The organism is Gluconobacter sp. Dm-62 (genome assembly GCF_018256155.1).
In the GTDB taxonomy this organism is placed as follows: Bacteria; Pseudomonadota; Alphaproteobacteria; order Acetobacterales; family Acetobacteraceae; genus Gluconobacter.
Genome location: NZ_JAERLY010000001.1, coordinates 334,909 through 352,105, shown reverse-complemented (window position 1 = coordinate 352,105; position 17,197 = coordinate 334,909). Strand labels below are relative to the sequence as shown.

The following is a 17,197-nucleotide window of genomic DNA, read 5'->3' as shown; positions in this document are numbered from 1 at the left end:
CTGCGCTGCTGTTGCGGAACCGATATGGAAAAGGATCTGCCCTGTGTGCTGGAAATCAGATCCGGGAATTTGATGGAAAAATGCTGAACCGGCTTTTTCAGGCCGGTGTTTTCTGACGGTCTCCCGATGCAAGCCATGCGCGCCATCCGCCGGTGGACGTGACGTCTTGGGCAGATGACAGAGCTGCGCCTTCACAGATAAAGCCGGTTTCAAAACTTCCGTCGCTGAGTTCAACCTTGCCCAGACCCAGGGGGGCGGGAATTTGCGTCAGAAAAGATCCGAGTTCCGCGGAAGGCAGTTCCCAAACCTCGACCTCAATGGCGCAGCCGCCATCATCGCATCGCTCAAGTCCGGGACGCATGGGCGGGCCTCCGGGCAGAACATAAAAGCGGTAGTATGGTGCTGTCGTGGTGACTTTGATGAGCCGGCCACCGCGGTCCTGCAATTGCCAGTTGAGCGGCAGGCCGTCGAGATGTGCGCCGCAGACCACGACGCGCGCCTTGTCGTTTGCAGCAATACGCCCAGTCACAGGCGCCTCCAGTGTCTGCTCCCCTACGAGAGGCAGATCTGACATCCGCTGGAACGCATCCGCGAAGCTCAGCAGATACTGGTCCGTAAATGCGCGTCCGAAGAGGCTGATTCCCCATGGCAAACCGTTGGTCATGAAGGCTGACGGGACGGCAACAGCAGCGTAGTCCAGCAGGTTCATGAAATTCGTATAGACGCCGAGAAGAGAATTCGCAGCGACCGGCTGTTCATGCAGTTCTGCCAGTGTGACGGGCCGGGGCATCGTGGGTGTCAGCACGCAATTCAGGTCGCCCATGATGGCGTCACAGGTGGTCTTGAGATGCTGAAGCCTGTACGTTGCGGCATAGACCTCTACGGCGCTGTAACCTGGGGCTGCCTCAAGAACGTCACGGATGACGGGCAGGATAGCTTTGGGATCGCGCGCCAGTAGGTCGCGGACGACGAAATACCGCTCCGCAACCCAGGGGCCCTCGTAAAGAAGTCTGGCCGCTTCCAGAAACGGGGAGAGGTCAATGGGCACCGGGATGCCACCCATCGCTTCCAGACGAGCAATGGCCTGAGCGAAAAGAGCGTCTCCTTCAGGACATCCCGCGAAATCGAGGCTTTGCGGAACGCCGAACCGAAAGCCTGGTCGAACCGCCCCGAATGCTGTGGACCCATTCCACTGGGGATTTTTTCGACTGTAATCATCCGCAGGGTCGTACTGGGCGATCAGGGAAAACAATGCGCTGGCCTGACTTGCGGATGCGGTCAGAAGTGTCGTGCAGTCCAGTGTTCTGCAGGCGGGAACGACACCATGCGTTGAGACAAGCCCACGGGTGGCTTTGAGTCCGACGAGATTGTTGTAAGCGGCGGGGATACGGCCGCTTCCTGCGGTGTCGGTTCCAAGGGCGAAGCTTGCAATCCCGAGTGCGACCGCCAGCGCCGAGCCCGAACTGGAGCCCCCGGACGGAAAATCGGGCAGCACACTGTTGCGACAGGCACCATAAGGGGATCGGGTGCCGTTCAGGCCCGTTGCGAACTGGTCGAGATTGGCCTTGGCGACCGGAATGGCGCCGAGCTCGATAAGGCGCCGGACCACGGTTGCGGTTTCATCGGGAACGTAGGCAAACGCCGGGCAGGCTGCGGTTGTGGGAATTCCGGCGAGATCGATATTATCCTTGACTACGAATGGAAGGCCATAGAGTGGGAGGCTTCGGTTTTCCTTCGCTTCCAGATGGCGCAGAAAAGGCTCGGTTTCGGATTCATCGAGGATATGGATGAAGGCGCGATAATCTTCATTGATCGCCAGCGCTTTCATGCGCAACGCATCAATCAGCGCCCGGGGCGTGAGCGTGTTATCGCGATACAAGGCCAGCAGCGTCTGTGGGGCGAGGTCAGGCAGAGTGGTCAACATCGTCCAGTCCTTCGTCTGTTTGTGGATCAGTCCCAGATGAGCACTTCTGCCGGGGTCGGATTCCACGCGTTGCAGGGGTTATTGAGCTGGGGGCAATTCGAGATCACGACGATCAGATCGACTTCAGCTTTCAGTTCCACATATTTTTTGGGAGCGGAGACGCCATCCGCAAAGACGAGCGTACCGTCCGGCGTGACGGGAACATTCATGAAGAAATTGATGTTGGGTGCCAGATCGCGCTTGGTCAGGCGGCCATCCTGAAGGCAGCCGCAAAGAAAATTGTTACGGCAACTGTGCATGTAAAAACGGTCGGTTGCATAACGGACCGTATTGCTTTCCTGCGAGCAGGCTCCGCCAAGCGTGTCGTGCTGTCCGCATGTGTCAGCGGTGATCGTCGCCAGAGGACCACCGAGATTTGAATACAGAACTGTTCCAGTGGTCAGAAAGAGTGCCTTCTGCCTGCGGATGGTGCGCTGCACATCATAGCGCTCTCGCGTGTTATTGGCATTGTAGAAGAGCGTATCGACCGCCTGATTGCCTTCGAGATCGAGCAGACGGAGAGTCTGGCCTTTCTTGACGTCAAAGACATAGGGCTCGCCTGCTCCGATGATATGGCGGGAAACGGCGTCGGCGGGATCGAACGTGCTGGAAGTGATGGACATTGCTCAGAATTCCTTACAGGCAGAAGAGTTCCGTGTTGTAGAAGGCACGTCCGTTCTCGGCGCATGACTGGCGGCACGCGGCAGTAATTCCGGCATCACGGACGTCTTCCACAGCAAATTCAATCGGTTTGGGCGCGTAGTGGGGGGACGGATCCATCGGGTGCTGAAGTGCCGTCATGACGATGAGTGCGTCCATCGGCGCATAAAGATCGACATAGCTCTCGGCACTGGAATTGTCTGGGACGTAGTTCAGATATCCTCCATCGGCGACCGCGACTTTGCTGAAGAAATTAACGATCATCTGGATGTCCGGTGCATCCAGATCCCATTTCCCCATCTCTACGAGCAGATTTTCGAACCCGTTGCGGTGGAACCCGTTGCGCAAATCCCCGAAGCGGCCTGCGCCGTATTTCTCGCGTGCTTCCTCGGCATTCAGAACGCCGCCAAAACAGTCGTGCCAGCCGCAGGTATCCGCAGTAATCGCGAGCAGGACGCGCCCCATATCCGAGTACAGGCAGTGGCCTTCGGTCACGAATGCCGTGTGCTGGGCCTTGAGTGTGTCAGGAAGATTCAGTCTCTCGGTCAACTGCTTCGCATTCAGGGCCATGAGGGAGAGGTTTCCACCGCCCTCAATATCCGTCAGACGCAGCTTCTGTCCTGCACGCAGGATCAGGGAGCGATGGCTGCCGCCGGGAATGGTTTCCCGATACAGGGTTGGATTGAGGGTCGGAAATTCAGCCGAATGATTCATGGAATGACTCCTTAGTCGCTGACGAACGTCATGCCGTCGCCTGCTGATGGCCTAGAGTGCGGATCTGGTACTTTGGAATTTTTGAAGGATGAGCCCTGTCCCGAGGGCGATGATCAGAAAGGCTGCGGGGAACGCCACCATGTAAGGTCGTGTTCCGCTCGGATCGAACACTTCACTGCGGGGCCAGAGCGTATTCAGAAGAAACAGCGCTCCGCACACCACCGCACACAGATTGATCAGTGCGCGACGGATCCGCCCCTTTTCCTCGAAACCAAATGGAGAAGGCGCCTGAGACGTCATCCACTGCACGCGCCGGACCAGAAGCGGCACGGTCACCAGAAGATAGGCGAAATACGTCACCCCCACGGCCGAGGACGTAATGGCACTGAAAAGGGATGAATCGCCGTAATTGACGCCAAGGAAGGCGGCGCTGAACACGCCGACGAAAACGGTGGCGGCAACCGGCGTTCCTGTGCGGGACGAGACCTGCGCGAGATGCCCGGCTCCGGGCAGGACGCCGTCCCGCGCCATTGAAAAGAGAACACGGGAAGCCGAGGTCTGGATCGCAATGGTTGCTGAAAATACTGAAATGGCGACCGTGGCCAGCAGGATATGCCCAATGGTTCCGGATGTGATGGCATTGATGACGTAGGGTACGCCCACTGTCGCAAGTTCGCCGGAAGACAGCGATGGCGCTGCCATCAGGGCGCCCAGAATGACGAGCCCACCTGCGACGAACGACAGCAGAAGGCAGCGGATAATCGCGCGGGGCGCCGTCCGTGCCGGATCGCGCGTTTCTTCTGAAAGTTCGGCGGCGCTGTCGAAGCCATACATGACGTAGACGGCCATAAGCATTGAAGCCAGAAAGGCGCCAGAGGATGACATTCCCGGCGCCATATGGGTCGTGTCGACGGTAACAGCCAGGCCGCGCCGGGTATTGCAGAAAAGTGCTACGATCAGCACGCATAATCCGGCGATTTCCGCATAAACTCCGGTCACCGTGACGAATGCTGAAATACGCACGCCTGCGCATGAGATGATCGTGCTAGCCAGAATGGTCGCCGTACCCAGAATGACCGCGTTTTCAGCGCCTGTCAGGGTTGTCACGTTCGGGTCTCCGCCAATGACCTGAAATCCATCCCACAGGCTGGGAAGAATGGATTGCATGGCAATGGCAATGGCGGAAACGCTGATGATGTAACCGATCAGCGTCAGCCATCCGGCGAGCCATCCCACGTTCCGGACCGCCAGTCGTGACGACCACTGGTAAATCGCCCCTGCAACCGGGATATGCGCAGCGATTTCTGCAAAACAGAGCGCTACGCAAAACTGTCCGAGGAAAACGAGTGGCCATGTCCAGAAGAATGCCGGGCCACCAAAGGAATAGCCGAGCGGAAACATTTCAAACACTGTCGTCAGAACCGAGACGAACGAAAAGCCGGCGGCAAAGGATGCAAAAGGCCCGAGATCCCGCCGCAGTTCCTGCTGATAACCAAGGAGTGCGAGACGTTCGCTATCCGGTTTCGGGCGGAGCGACAGCGGAGGCGTTTCCCTGTAGACCGTGCCGTCGGGGCTCACGGTGTTACACACATCGTAAGCGGACAGGCGCTCCGGCCTCGCCGGGGGCTCGTCTTTGCGAGAAGACATGTATGGTGTGTCATCGTCATTCTTCTCCGGCCTAAATCAGACGGAGATGGCGCACACATCACGAAAGATATGCGACGCCATTTCCGGCATCTCAATATCTCCCGGGCTTTTGTCCCGCCGTGTAACCTCGAAACCGAGGCCGCGCGCTCTCGGACCAGACATTCAGAGAATTGAATCGGAACCCTAGCGGCTTTCCAATTTTTATATCGGAACCGATACGGGCTTACAACAACAAAGATTCCGTCCCCGGAACTGATTCAAGTCTTTCCCGACGATGTGATGCCTGAAATTTTCCTTGACCCGTTTTTGTATCGGAAGGAGATTGAAATCAATGGCGCGCTAGGGTTCCGCCCCAACTGATGTTGGGAGACTGGTCCGAGAGCACGCGACCTCGGCTTCGAGGTTACACGGCGGGATAAAAGCCCGGGAGATAATGCTGCGGTGGCCCGGAAGGCCGCCCGGCTTATGTGTAATCGGAGTTGCAGGACCATGATGAATACTTCTTCCACCATCCCTCTGCAGTCTGGATTTCCGCGCTATGTTTGATCGCGTTCTTATTGCCAACCGCGGTGCAATTGCGTGCAGAATCATCAGAACATTAAGAATAATGGGGATCAGCCCGGTCGCGGTTTATGCCGAGGCGGATGCAGCAAGTCTGCACGTTCGTGATGCGGATATCGCTGTGTCGCTCGGTGAAGGGGGGCCTTCCCAGACATATCTGAATGCGAAACGAATTATCGAGATCGCAAAGGAAACGGGAGCTCAGGCGATCCATCCAGGATACGGCTTCCTGTCAGAAAATGTTGGGTTCGCCGAGGCGTGTCAGGCCGAAGGGATCAGTTTTATCGGCCCTGAGCCGGCCCAGCTTCGGGCGTTCGGCCTGAAACACGAGGCCAGGGCGCTGGCTGCAGCCAAAGGCGTGCCGCTCCTCGAAGGGTCGGTGCTGCTGCAAAACCTGAGGGATGCGCAGGCCGCTGCGGAAAAAGTTGGCTATCCGGTCATGCTCAAGAGCACTGCCGGCGGCGGCGGTATTGGCATGCGTGTCTGCAAGAGCGAAGCGGAACTCGTCGGAATATTCGATACTGTGCGTCAGTTGGGGGAAAATAACTTCAGCGATTCCGGCGTTTTTATCGAAAAATATATCGAGCATGCGCGTCATCTCGAAGTTCAGGTTTTCGGGGACGGTCGGGGAGAGGTAATTTCCCTCGGTGTCAGGGATTGTTCAGTTCAGCGGCGTAACCAGAAGGTTATTGAGGAGACGCCTGCTCCGGGTCTGCCGGGAGGAATGGGTGATGCTCTTTGCGAAGCGGCGGTGCGGCTCAGCAAGGCGGTCAACTACCGAAGTGCGGGTACGGTGGAGTTTGTTTATGACGCCGCGTCGAAAAATTTCTATTTTCTGGAGGTCAATACCCGTCTTCAGGTCGAGCACGGCGTTACAGAGGAAGTCTGGGGTGTTGATCTCGTCCGCTGGATGATTGAACTGGCGGCCGGAACCCTTGCTCCTCTTCATTCCCTTGTCGCAGCGCTCACGCCTTCTGGTCATGCGATCGAGGCGCGGATTTACGCCGAAGATCCGGGAAAGAATTTTCAGCCATCCCCCGGCCTTCTGACTGAAGTCAGTTTCCCAGTTACGGACGACAATGGGCTGCGGGTCGATACCTGGCTTGAAGCGGGAGCCGAGATTTCACCGTTTTTTGATCCCATGATTGCCAAAGTCATCGCTCATGCGCCAACCCGAGAGCAGGCGATTGCAAGGCTTGATACTGCGCTGACAGACATGCGCTTATATGGTGTCGAGACAAACCAGAATTATTTGCGGCAAATCCTGTTCGACGCCCCCTTTGCTTCCGGCGCTCCCTGGACCCGCTGTCTCGAACAGCTTGTCTATCGCGCTTCGACGATTGATGTTCTTTCAGGCGGAACCCAGACAACGATCCAGGATTTCCCCGGAAGGTTGGGCTACTGGGCCGTCGGCGTTCCTCCCTCGGGCCCGATGGATAGTCGTGCTTTTCGCCTTGGTAATGCGTTGCTTGGCAATCCCCCGGATGTGGCGGGTCTTGAAATCATCATGACTGGCCCCACCCTGAGGTTCAACACTGATACTTTTGCCGTGGTGACAGGCGCGGATATCCCGATCAATCTCGACGGGGCCTCCCGCGAGATGGACACAGTCTTCCGCATCCGTTCGGGCGAGACGCTCCAGCTGGGGACAACGCGAAACGGTGCGCGGTCGATGCTGTGTCTGAGTGGCGGAATTGATGTGCCGCTGTATCTCGGAAGCCGTTCCACATTCACGCTTGGAAAATTCGGCGGTCACGCAGGCCGTCCCCTGCTGGCAGGAGACGTGCTCCACATCGAAGCCTGCAATGAGGCGCCGGAAGGACAGGTCCTTGCGCCTGACCTGAGGATGAAACTGGGTGACATACGCACGATTCGTGTCATTTATGGACCGCACGGAGCGCCGGAATATTTCACTCCAGCCTATATCGACCGTTTCTTCGAAGCCGAGTGGGAGGTTCATTTCAATTCGAACCGCACGGGTATCCGCCTGATTGGCCCAAGGCCGGAATGGGTCCGTGACAGTGGAGGCGAGGCGGGACTTCATCCGTCCAATATCCATGACAATCCGTATGCGATTGGAGCAGTCGATTTTACAGGTGACATGCCTGTCATTCTCGGCCCGGACGGTCCAAGTCTTGGCGGGTTTGTCTGTCCCGCAACGGTGATCGAGGCAGATCTGTGGCAGCTGGGTCAGCTCAGGGCGGGCGACCGGATCAGATTTATTCCAGTTACGGTGGAAACGGCCCGTGACATCGCGCGGGCACAGAATGTGGAAATGACGTCGCTGTCGTCTGTGCCCGTGAACTGGTCCGGCTGCGGGGCTCTACAGTCTCCGATTGTCCTTGAGACGGGGGAGGGGAGTGAGTGTCTGGTCGGCCGTCTGGCGGGCGATACATATCTTCTTCTGGAAATTGGAGAGGCCAAGCTCGATATTGCTCTACGATTCCGCGTTCATGCTCTTATGGAAGCCATAGAGCGAGCGCGACCAGCGGGCGTTATTGATCTCACGCCAGGCATACGATCGCTTCAGATACACTTTACGCCAGATTCCCTGCCTCTTTCAGAAATCCTGACCTATCTCTCAAGCCTCTGGCGCGAGGTGACGGCGCAGAAAGACATCCGGGTGCCCTCCCGAACCGTGTATCTCCCCCTGTCCTGGGACGATCCTGCCTGCAAGCTGGCGATCGAAAAATACATGACTACGGTCCGTCCGGATGCTCCGTGGTGCCCCAGTAATATTGAGTTCATCCGTCGGATCAATGGACAGCACTCCATCGAAGACGTGCGGAATATCGTGTTTGATGCGCGCTACCTCGTTATGGGGCTTGGGGACGTCTATCTGGGTGCTCCGGTCGCGACGCCACTGGATCCCCGGCAGCGGCTGGTAACGACAAAGTACAATCCCGCACGCACATGGACTGCTGAAAACTCTGTCGGCATCGGGGGGGCGTATCTCTGTGTGTATGGAATGGAAGGCCCGGGCGGATATCAGTTCGTAGGGCGCACTTTGCAGATGTGGGCGCGATACACACTGCCAAAAGCCTTTAAAGAAAAACCATGGCTGCTGAGATTCTTCGATCAGCTGCAGTTTTTTCCAGTGCCTGCGGAGACTCTGGAAACAATCCGTCGTGATTTTCCGATCGGACGGTATGATCTCCGGGTAGAAGAGGGCGAGCTTTCTCTGTCTGAATATGAGGATTTCCTTGCGCATGAGGCTGGAGAGATCGCATCTTTCGGCACCACGCAGGCAGAAGCTTTTGAAGCAGAGCGGCGTTACTGGATCGACGCCGGGCTGGATCATTTCGAAAGCCTTGAAGCATCCGGCGCGCCTGAAGAAGATGCTCCTCTGGCAGAAGACGAAGTCGCAATCGAAAGCTATGTCGCGGGAAATGTCTGGAAAGTGCTTGTAGAAGTCGGAGACCGGGTTGAAGTCGGGCAGACCGTTATGGTTCTGGAATCCATGAAAATCGAGATTTCGGTACAGTCTCCGTCTGAGGGTATTATCCGTGAGATCAGGGCAACACCAGGGAAACCTGTTCGGGCGGGGCAGGCGGTTGTGGTTGTGGCTGATATCTAGCTTGGGGCATGCCCTACAACACGTGAATTGGCCTTTGTGGCAAGCATCAGGGCGCAGGATGCAAGCCGAAAAAACGCAACTTAGAGTCTCACAATAGGGTGTTCCGGGAAATTATACGTCGATTGACGTAATGACCCAGAACACATCTTTCTGCTTAACTTCGAATCGATCTGTATCCGTACCAACTTGGCTGACCGCCTCTAGGGGATGATAATGGACGGAATTCGCGTTGGAAACCGAGTAATCGGAAGGCAGGCCCCCGTTACGATCGGGTGGGAAAATATTCCCAGAGTCGAAGGCGGCCCCGTGAAGCGGGCTTTCTTCACTTATTTTCAGCCGACCGTACTCTTCGCACTGATTTTGTTCTGGTATTATGCTCCCAATTCGATCGCAAAAGCGTCGACTGCTATCTGGATTTCTGTAATTTTTAAGGCGTTCCTCCTTTGTCTGGAGTGGATCAACCCACGCTACAGGAGCTGGCAGCTGACATGGAAAGAGCTGGTGACGGACCTATTTTATGTCGGCATGGGTTACACCCTAGTCCGATATATCAATATTTACGTCGGTAGCGATGCGGTGGCTGATTACATCCAGGGTTATTTCCATCTTGGAAAGCTGGATTGGTTTATGGGGCTTCCCCTGCTCGTACAGGCGTTTTTACTGTCGTTTATTTTTGATTTTGGTCAGTACTGGATGCACAGGGGAATGCACAACTGGTATCCGCTCTGGCTACCACACTCTGTTCATCATTATGTGACCCAGCTCAACGTGAACAAGGGCGCGGTGGGTAACCCTCTTGAGCTGTTCCTGATCGGACTGGGAATGGATGGATTTTTCGATTTCGTTCCACGCGCTGTTCTGCTTGCTGGCGCAATGACGATGGCGATCTCTATCTATCAGCACATTAACGTCCGCTTCAACACTCCGAAGTGGTGGAGATACCTGTTCAATACGGTTGAACATCATAGTCTTCACCACTCACGGGATTTCGAAGCAAGTCGCAGTAATTTTTCTAACACATATATTTTCATCGACCGCATTTTCGGGACATGTGTAGATGGGGAAGCAGAACTTCTGGGCATGGAGGGAGGACGTCGCATGTCAGTGCGCGAACAGCTGACATACCCTTACCTGCAGGGTTTCAAGGTGGTCAGGAAGAAACTCAGAAAGCGTTTTGGAACTCCGGTTGGGCAAGTTCGCAGGCAATAGAGTGTCTTGCTTGGCACAGAGAGCGGTTCCTGCAGAAAGGTGATGCAATTGAACTTACGTTTTATTAGCTGGATCTGGCACATCAGAGGCAGCCTGCCGCTTGCTCCAGAAATGTCGCCTGATGAGGCCTTTGAAAGGCTTGACGTTCTTTTCCAGATTCCGGGGACGACATATACGCGGGAGCATGAGCAGCTGGTTTTCCAGAAAAAAAATCAACCCTCTCAAGATAAGATGTCTATTTTTGACTCAGGTATTTTGCAGATTAAAGATGGAAATCACGGGAAACGGCTGTATTATAATCTTGTAAGCAAAACATTATTATTATGTTTTCTGGCTCCAGCTTTGTTTTTTGGTTTTGGCAAGGTTTTCGAATTTACGAAGGCCCATCAGGCAACAATTTCTTTGGCTGCTGCGAAGCCTGCTCACCTTGAAGGAGCAGCAGGTACGCAGAAAAAGGATGCAGTTGTTCCCATGAATTTCATTGATAAATTTCTTGGCGTGCCTGAGCCGGATAAAAAAAATGATTTAGAAAATGGTGATCAGGAAAAAATAAAGAAAAAATTATCTCCAAAAGCGGCATATGTTTTTTGCGGTCTGTTCGCATTTCTATATGTTATTGGACGTATTCTTGAACAGTTTTTGATAAGGCGTGAGTTGTCGCGTGTAATAAGCTTAAGTGCAGTTTTTGTTTTTATTATTCCAAGAATACTAACCCCATTTTGAAATAAATTATTTGTGGTACAGCGCTTCTTTTTGACGGTAGATCTATGTTTTTTCAGTATGTCGATTTAGGTCAAATCCCTCGAGTAAGCAGCGTGACGTGTAGTGATTACATAATACTATGAATTAATAATCCTATGAAAATTTCTACACTTAGTTTCTGGTTATTATTAATAAATATGCTTAGCGACCGAAGTGTCTGATAATTGATGTTAACAATATCAGACCATATATAAAGTTAGATCTTCTCTTAATAGCTGGGCTTATTCTGCTATGTTGGTAGAATAAAAAATGGATTTGATTATCGTTTATATCTTAAAGAATGAGTTTCGAATCTATAGGGTAGTGCGGGTTAAAGTTTCAGCAAGATCCAATGCATTCCGTGTGGCGGCACCAAAAGTTGTATTATCGTAGATTGTCCAAACATCGATGCCCTTTCTAACAAGCTGCGTAACAGTTGCTACCTGAGCTGTAATCGCATCACTTCCATAATTTGATTTATAAATTTCTGGCGAACCGTGAAAGCGGAAATAGGCAAGGTTTCGCCATCCTCCGGGACTTGCAGCCGATATCAGTTTGGCTGGATCCGCCGCCACCCGTGAAACCTGTTGTCTTTCCAGCATATGGTTAACTTCAGGAGAAAACCAACTTGCGTGTCTTGGCTCAAGTACGATTGGCCCTGCTATAGAGCTTTTTAGTATTTCGAGAAAGCGCTCAGCTGCATCACGCGGATAAATGAAGCTAGGAGCAAGCTGAACAAGGATGGGACCTCGCTTATGGCCCAATCCACTCGTCTCTTCTGCAAATTTTTCAATGAGCATTTCGCAATCAACTAGGCGCCGATCATGTGTAATTACTCGGGGAAGTTTAAGAGAAAACCGGAATGATTTTGGAACGCTTCCAGCCCATCGTTTATATGTCGTTCGGCGATGCGGACGATAAAAACTGCTATTGATTTCGACGCATGAAAAGCGTTGACCATAGCGTTCCAGGTGGGTGCCTTCCGATGGAAAGGAGTTTGCTATCAAAGAAGGGATAGACCAGCCGGCAACACCGATATGGATTGTCATGAATACACTTCTTTATGGATGCTGATTAATATTAAAGATATACGCAGAATATATAAATAATGTTTTGGTTTCTTCAAGTAGGATTACCAAAAAGGAGGCGGTTGGGCATCAGCCGTATCTTGTTGCAACATCCAGCCAGTGTTCAAGCCTTCCAAATATAACCTAATCGGTCATATCTGCTCTTTTTTCTCCTTTTGAGGGTGTTGACCGGTCAGTGTCGTACTCTGTCTCTTAAAAACCATTTTGCTGCGGCAAGGTTGCCATCAGGCTTAAAGATTTGGACAGTATGTGGGTGATTGAAATCAGGGCGCTCGTATAAGTGACGTGTAATTCTTGCCGGAATATATAGCCGCGTCTCGGACTTAATTCTCGAGACGGTCAATTCGTTATGCAGAAATCTGTGATTTTAACAGCCTGCCCGTTTGCAGAATATCAGAATAAATGGTCGAAATTCTACAAATGCGTGGAGATAATTTTGTTCTGCTGCCTTACTGGTGCATTTCAAATGCTAGAAAAAATTTCCGGTACGGAGCGTAGAAAATCACGAGAATAATGCTCGAGAGTCGCGCTCCTATGAAGAACCGTTTATCCGTCAAGACTTATCCGTGCCGATTATAAGAGAGATTCGTGTATGACCAAGCTCCGCGTTGCCGTCATTCAAGCAGGAAGTACGCTATTCGATACGCCCGCAACCTTGGATCGAATGGAGGCGCACTGCGAAGCAGCGGCCGCACAGGGTGCTGAAATGGTGGTTTTTCCAGAGGCCTATATTGGTGGCTATCCCAAGGGACTGACCTTCGGCGCTGTTCTGGGGAGCCGCTTTCCCGAAGGTCGTAATGACTATCTGCGCTACTGGAAGTCAGCCATCGCGGTTCCTGGGCCTGAAACAGAGCGCATTGGCTCATTTGCAGCGAAAATGTCGGCGCACTTGGTGGTTGGGGTTATTGAACGGGAGGGTGCCACCCTTTACTGCACGGCACTTTTTTTCGGACCTGACGGGGGGGCTTCTGGGTAAGCATCGCAAACTGATGCCGACCGGCACGGAACGTCTGGTCTGGGGGCAGGGGGACGGATCTACTATTCCGGGTTTTGACACGGATATTGGACGTCTTGGCGCGGCGATCTGTTGGGAAAACTATATGCCGGATCTCCGCCAGAGCATGTATGCACGGGGAATTAACCTTTGGTGCGCGCCTACGGTGGACGAGCGTGATATCTGGCAGGTGTCCATGCGACATATTGCCTATGAAGGCAGGACATTTGTTTTAAGTGCATGCCAGTTCATGACACGTGCGGATGCGCCAGAAAATTACGAGTGTCACCAAGGAAACGACCCAAACACGGTTCTTATCCGGGGTGGCAGTATCATTGTCAGCCCGCTTGGAGAGATTATTGCAGGACCGGTTTATGACCGTGAGGCAATTCTGACAGCCGATATCGATTTGGAAGACGTCATTCGGGCAAAATATGATCTGGATGTTGTGGGACACTATGCTCGCCCAGATGTTTTCAGCCTGCACGTCAACAACGACTTACGAAATCCTGTATCGTTTTCCGGGGCGATCGACACTCGCCCTATTCCGGACGAACAGGCGGAGTAGGTAAGCCGTGCAGGTTGATTGTTCTTGAGGTAAGAGGCTGTGTTTGAGAAAGGTGAGCGTGAACAAAGCGCTCATTTTTTCAGAATTATGCTCACGAGGTTGTTGAAAGCCGTCTGATAAATCTGCACTGGCATTCTTGCCTGCATGACGACAGCATCCTGTGCGTCGCCTTCGAACTGACCATTCCAACGGATAAAGGTGCGGGTGCCATCCGTTACGGAGAGAAGGCTGAGTGTCGAGCGATAATTCGAGATCGGCAGTGCTGATTCTATGATCGAGAATGTCGCCGCATAATTCGTATCTGATAGAGCAAGACGCTGCTCTCTGATCAGGCCGGCATCAGCCATATCAAGCCGCCGGATTGCTCCAGCACGCTCCCCAGTTTCTTTTTCTTCGATCAGACAGTTTTTTAAGCCGGGAGGCCCCTCACCGATCGAACCAAAATTCCTGATGAGTGGCGAGACCAAGTTAACCGGAGCATAAATAATTCTTCTGGCCATTACTTCAATCAGCGTGCCTTCTTCTGCTTTTGATATGAGAGTGTCATAGAGGTTGGCCTCCCGTTACCTTGATCATCTGGCTTTCCAACACGTTCGAGAGGCGTGATCTCTAACAGACTCTGGTTGATCTCAGCGTTATTGTGCACCTGCCCACCACCAAAGTCGGAAGTAATGGCGTCGGGTGCGATTGCATTGACGGCAATGCGACGCTCGCCCAGTTCTGTTGCCATGTAGAGTGAGATGACTTCGGTTGCATCTTTCATAGCCGAATACAGACCATGATCCTGTTGGTAGAAGCGTGTTACGGCCGAGGTGATATTGAGAGTATGGCCACCATAACCGAGTATTGGTAGAAGAGCCGCTATCAACAGATATAGCCCTTTGAAGTGAATGCTGTACTTGTTGTCGACTTATTTGGGGGTTGCAGCGTCAAAGCGGATGCAAATGATATTTCCAAAATTTTGCACAATATATTTCAATACGGACGGGCCAAATTCTTCATCAAGGATCTGCCTGACCTAGCTGAAATATCAAGCCGGAGCATCCGCAGCTTTGCCATGTCCGTAATGAACGTGCGCTCAACCGTTATTCGCTGTCATTTCATTGGTATGATAGGTGTCGATCGCATGAGTGCCGGCAGCGATTAGATATTTCGTGATACTGTATCCAATCCCACGATTGGCACCCGTGACGAGAGGAACGTTTTCTGGTCCTGGGCTTGCTTCTTTGAACAGGGTGCGGAAAGTGCATTTCGCCAGAATGGTTAGATGTAAACTTAAAGGCCAAATGATGCAGATTAGACTTGTACGGCGCTGATCAATGCTCAAATCAGGAAAGTTTATGAATGCCGGGAAGCAGTTCCTGACGCTTCTGCAAGGTTATCCCAGATCTGCATGAGCATCGTCACGGCGGTATCCAGTTTTTTTGCCTTATTCCCGTCCCGGGCTTCGCAGCTCAGACCGTGAAGGAAAGTTGCAAACAGGGTTGGCAGGACTTCTGTGGCTGCGGAGTCTTCTAGCTCTCCGCTTATAACGGCGCGCCTGACACAGGCTGCAATGCCACTACGGTTGCGGGCTCGCTCATCTTCCAGAAGGGATTGGACAGGTTGATTTTCAGGCGAGCAGTTACAGGCGCCGAGTACCATCATGCATCCTTGAGGATGCGTCCGAGTGGTTTGCATGCGCGCGGAAGCCCGTAAGGTGCGCTCAATGGCATCACGTGGGGAGAGCGTCTCGTCCCAAAGAGGGGCCATGACCTGTCCATGGGTTTGCAGATAGCGCTGCACCACCTCCCGAAATAGAGCCTCCTTGGACCCGAACGCGGCGTAAAAGCTGGCCGGGGAGATGTTCCCCATACATGCCTTGAGCTGATTCAGAGATGTGGGTTCGTAGCCCTGTTCCCAGAACAGTACCAGAGCGGCATCAAGCGCCTTGTCCCGATCAAACTCGCGGGGCCGTCCTGTCCGGGCCATGGAATTGTCTCCGTCCATATGAAGAGTTTTCCATATTAATCAGTACGGAAATAGATTGCCAGCATTGTAGGTGCGGGACCTGGACGCTGCGTTCGGGAAACGCTTTCGTACCACTCAGTCCGGAAATCGATTGCCTCACTGGGCCATGTCCGTATATCTGTACCGACCAGTCCGTTTATGTGAGCATCCAGATGCCTGAAAATCAGCCCCTCTCATCAGAAGGCCGCTTGCCGGTCCTCGGTCTTCTGGCCCTCGCCATGACGGGGTTTCTCTGCATCATGACGGAGACATTGCCAGCCGGTCTTCTGCCGGAAATCAGTGGAGGCCTGCATGTCCCTGCCGCCTCTGCGGGACAGATGGTGACAGCCTATGCCGTGGGCTCCCTGAGTGCCGCCATTCCGCTGACTCTCGTCACACAGAGATGGCGACGCCGCGCAGTACTGCTTCTCGCGATTACAGGCTTTCTGGTGTTCAATTCGATTACGGCTCTTTCAGCACACTATTGGATCACTTTTGTCGCTCGGTATGGTGCAGGAGCCGCAGCAGGTCTGGCCTGGGCATTGCTGGCGGGATACGCCCGACGCATGGTGACACGTGCCCAGCAGGGACGAGCTTTGGCCATCGCGATGGTGGGCACCCCCATTGCGCTTTCACTGGGCGTGCCAGCTGGTACATGGCTGGGAGCCGCACTGGGATGGCGTCTGGCTTTTGGCGCGATGTCTTTCTTTGCAACACTGTTGCTAGGGTGGGTGCTGGTGACAGTTCCGGATTTTCCAGGAGCGTCTCATACAGACCGCCTGCCGTTCCGGGATGTTCTGAAAACCCCCGGAGTTCGCCCCGTCCTCGGTGTTGTTATTGCGTGGATGCTCGCGCACAATATCCTTTACACCTACATCGTACCGTTTCTTGTTCCTTCAGGACTGACGCAAAAGACAGACCTTGTACTGCTGGTTTTTGGGATCGCCGCATTGGGCGGAATTGGACTGACCGGGCGGCTGGTAGATCATGCGCTTCGAGTGACAGTTCTGGTCAGTCTCGCTGTTTTCGCAGTGATCTGCGGCTTCTTCACCTTCGGAGCAGCTCTGCCGGCCGTCATCTGGGTGGGCGTTGGCCTCTGGGGACTGACCTTTGGTGGAGCTGCGACGCTATTGCAGACAGCATTGGCGGATGCGGCCGGAGACGGCACGGACGTAGCCCTGTCCATGAATGTTGTGGCTTGGAACAGCGCCATTGCCGGCGGTGGCCTTCTTGGCGGAGGCTTGCTCAATCTGTGGGGTGCCGGGTGCCTTCCCTGGGCCATGATCCTTATTCTGGCCTGTGGCTTCGTCATTGCATGGTGCGCTCGTTCACACGGATTTCCCGCCGGTCACCGGCTTTCGCGGTAATCGTTGGGAAAATCTCGCTGAATAAAACAAGGATGCTTTGTTTTGCGGTTCGGGAGATCAGCCCTTAAATAACGACAGATTTTGATAGTCGATCTTGCGGATTTTAAAAGTTTCATCCC

At 53.5% G+C, this 17,197-nt stretch carries 12 protein-coding genes, 1 pseudogene and 2 riboswitches; of the genes and pseudogenes, 5 read left to right on the top strand and 8 right to left on the bottom strand.

Annotated features, from left to right (window positions below; all coding sequences use genetic code 11):
• Nucleotides 1-97: 97 nt before the first annotated feature.
• From atzF to JK202_RS01365, 4 genes are read right to left on the bottom strand one after another with little or no spacing between them, the layout of a single operon-like run.
• Complete coding sequence (gene atzF, locus JK202_RS01380) at nt 98-1,924, bottom strand: allophanate hydrolase (protein WP_211557291.1); 1,827 nt, start codon at nt 1,922-1,924, stop codon at nt 98-100.
• Between the two features lie 26 nt (nt 1,925-1,950).
• On the bottom strand, nt 1,951-2,586 hold the full coding sequence (locus JK202_RS01375) for an urea amidolyase associated protein UAAP2 (protein WP_211557289.1): 636 nt from the start codon (nt 2,584-2,586) through the stop codon (nt 1,951-1,953).
• Nucleotides 2,587-2,599: 13 nt separating this feature from the next.
• The gene (locus JK202_RS01370; RefSeq protein ID WP_211557288.1) at nt 2,600-3,337 is read right to left on the bottom strand and encodes an urea amidolyase associated protein UAAP1; all 738 of its coding nucleotides are present in this window, start codon (nt 3,335-3,337) and stop codon (nt 2,600-2,602) included.
• Between the two features lie 51 nt (nt 3,338-3,388).
• Entirely contained in the window at nt 3,389-4,984 is a 1,596-nt protein-coding gene (locus JK202_RS01365) for an amino acid permease (protein ID WP_211557286.1), read from the bottom strand.
• Between the two features lie 96 nt (nt 4,985-5,080).
• Nucleotides 5,081-5,181: riboswitch (guanidine-I (ykkC/yxkD leader) on the bottom strand.
• A gap of 131 nt (nt 5,182-5,312) precedes the next feature.
• A riboswitch (guanidine-I (ykkC/yxkD leader) is annotated at nt 5,313-5,416 on the top strand.
• A gap of 106 nt (nt 5,417-5,522) precedes the next feature.
• Between JK202_RS01365 and uca the strand changes: the two genes are divergently transcribed.
• The 3 genes from uca (at nt 5,523) to JK202_RS01350 (ending at nt 11,054) form a co-directional block, all read left to right on the top strand.
• Entirely contained in the window at nt 5,523-9,122 is a 3,600-nt protein-coding gene (uca, locus tag JK202_RS01360; protein WP_211557284.1) for an urea carboxylase, read from the top strand.
• A gap of 213 nt (nt 9,123-9,335) precedes the next feature.
• On the top strand, nt 9,336-10,331 hold the full coding sequence (locus JK202_RS01355; protein ID WP_211557283.1) for a sterol desaturase family protein: 996 nt from the start codon (nt 9,336-9,338) through the stop codon (nt 10,329-10,331).
• A gap of 6 nt (nt 10,332-10,337) precedes the next feature.
• The gene (locus tag JK202_RS01350; protein ID WP_249199503.1) at nt 10,338-11,054 is read left to right on the top strand and encodes a hypothetical protein; all 717 of its coding nucleotides are present in this window, start codon (nt 10,338-10,340) and stop codon (nt 11,052-11,054) included.
• A 332-nt stretch (nt 11,055-11,386) separates the two neighbouring features.
• Here JK202_RS01350 and JK202_RS01345 read toward each other — a convergent pair whose 3' ends face one another.
• Entirely contained in the window at nt 11,387-12,121 is a 735-nt protein-coding gene (locus JK202_RS01345) for a DUF72 domain-containing protein (protein ID WP_211557282.1), read from the bottom strand.
• Nucleotides 12,122-12,752: 631 nt separating this feature from the next.
• On the opposite strand from JK202_RS01345, the pseudogene JK202_RS01340 reads away from it, so the two are divergent.
• A pseudogene (locus JK202_RS01340) lies at nt 12,753-13,722 on the top strand (carbon-nitrogen hydrolase family protein).
• A gap of 71 nt (nt 13,723-13,793) precedes the next feature.
• Here JK202_RS01340 and JK202_RS01335 read toward each other — a convergent pair.
• From JK202_RS01335 to JK202_RS01325, 3 genes are all read right to left on the bottom strand, one after another.
• Nucleotides 13,794-14,234 carry an SRPBCC family protein gene (locus tag JK202_RS01335; RefSeq protein ID WP_211557456.1) on the bottom strand — a complete coding sequence of 147 codons (441 nt, stop codon included), beginning with the start codon at nt 14,232-14,234 and terminating at the stop codon, nt 13,794-13,796.
• Nucleotides 14,231-14,614, bottom strand: a complete 384-nt coding sequence (locus JK202_RS16180; protein WP_349291810.1) for an SDR family oxidoreductase — start codon at nt 14,612-14,614, stop codon at nt 14,231-14,233. Before JK202_RS16180 ends, JK202_RS01335 begins: the two co-directional genes overlap by 4 nt.
• A gap of 446 nt (nt 14,615-15,060) precedes the next feature.
• Complete coding sequence (locus JK202_RS01325; RefSeq protein ID WP_211557281.1) at nt 15,061-15,693, bottom strand: TetR/AcrR family transcriptional regulator; 633 nt, start codon at nt 15,691-15,693, stop codon at nt 15,061-15,063.
• 191 nt (nt 15,694-15,884) lie between these two features.
• Here JK202_RS01325 and JK202_RS01320 point away from each other — a divergent pair, with 191 nt between their 5' ends.
• Nucleotides 15,885-17,078 carry an MFS transporter gene (locus JK202_RS01320; protein ID WP_211557280.1) on the top strand — a complete coding sequence of 398 codons (1,194 nt, stop codon included), beginning with the start codon at nt 15,885-15,887 and terminating at the stop codon, nt 17,076-17,078.
• Nucleotides 17,079-17,197 lie beyond the last annotated feature (119 nt).

Bases quoted from the DNA above. Each gene is read 5' to 3' on its own strand.
- JK202_RS01370 (WP_211557288.1), bottom strand. From the start codon at position 3,337: ATGAATCATTCGGCTGAATTTCCGACCCTCAATCCAACCCTGTATCGG.
- JK202_RS01375 (WP_211557289.1), bottom strand. From the start codon at position 2,586: ATGTCCATCACTTCCAGCACGTTCGATCCCGCCGACGCCGTTTCCCGC.
- JK202_RS01325 (WP_211557281.1), bottom strand. From the start codon at position 15,693: ATGGCCCGGACAGGACGGCCCCGCGAGTTTGATCGGGACAAGGCGCTT.
- uca (WP_211557284.1), top strand. From the start codon at position 5,523: ATGTTTGATCGCGTTCTTATTGCCAACCGCGGTGCAATTGCGTGCAGA.
- JK202_RS01365 (WP_211557286.1), bottom strand. From the start codon at position 4,984: ATGTCTTCTCGCAAAGACGAGCCCCCGGCGAGGCCGGAGCGCCTGTCC.
- atzF (WP_211557291.1), bottom strand. From the start codon at position 1,924: ATGTTGACCACTCTGCCTGACCTCGCCCCACAGACGCTGCTGGCCTTG.
- JK202_RS01320 (WP_211557280.1), top strand. From the start codon at position 15,885: ATGCCTGAAAATCAGCCCCTCTCATCAGAAGGCCGCTTGCCGGTCCTC.
- JK202_RS01345 (WP_211557282.1), bottom strand. From the start codon at position 12,121: ATGACAATCCATATCGGTGTTGCCGGCTGGTCTATCCCTTCTTTGATA.
- JK202_RS01355 (WP_211557283.1), top strand. From the start codon at position 9,336: ATGGACGGAATTCGCGTTGGAAACCGAGTAATCGGAAGGCAGGCCCCC.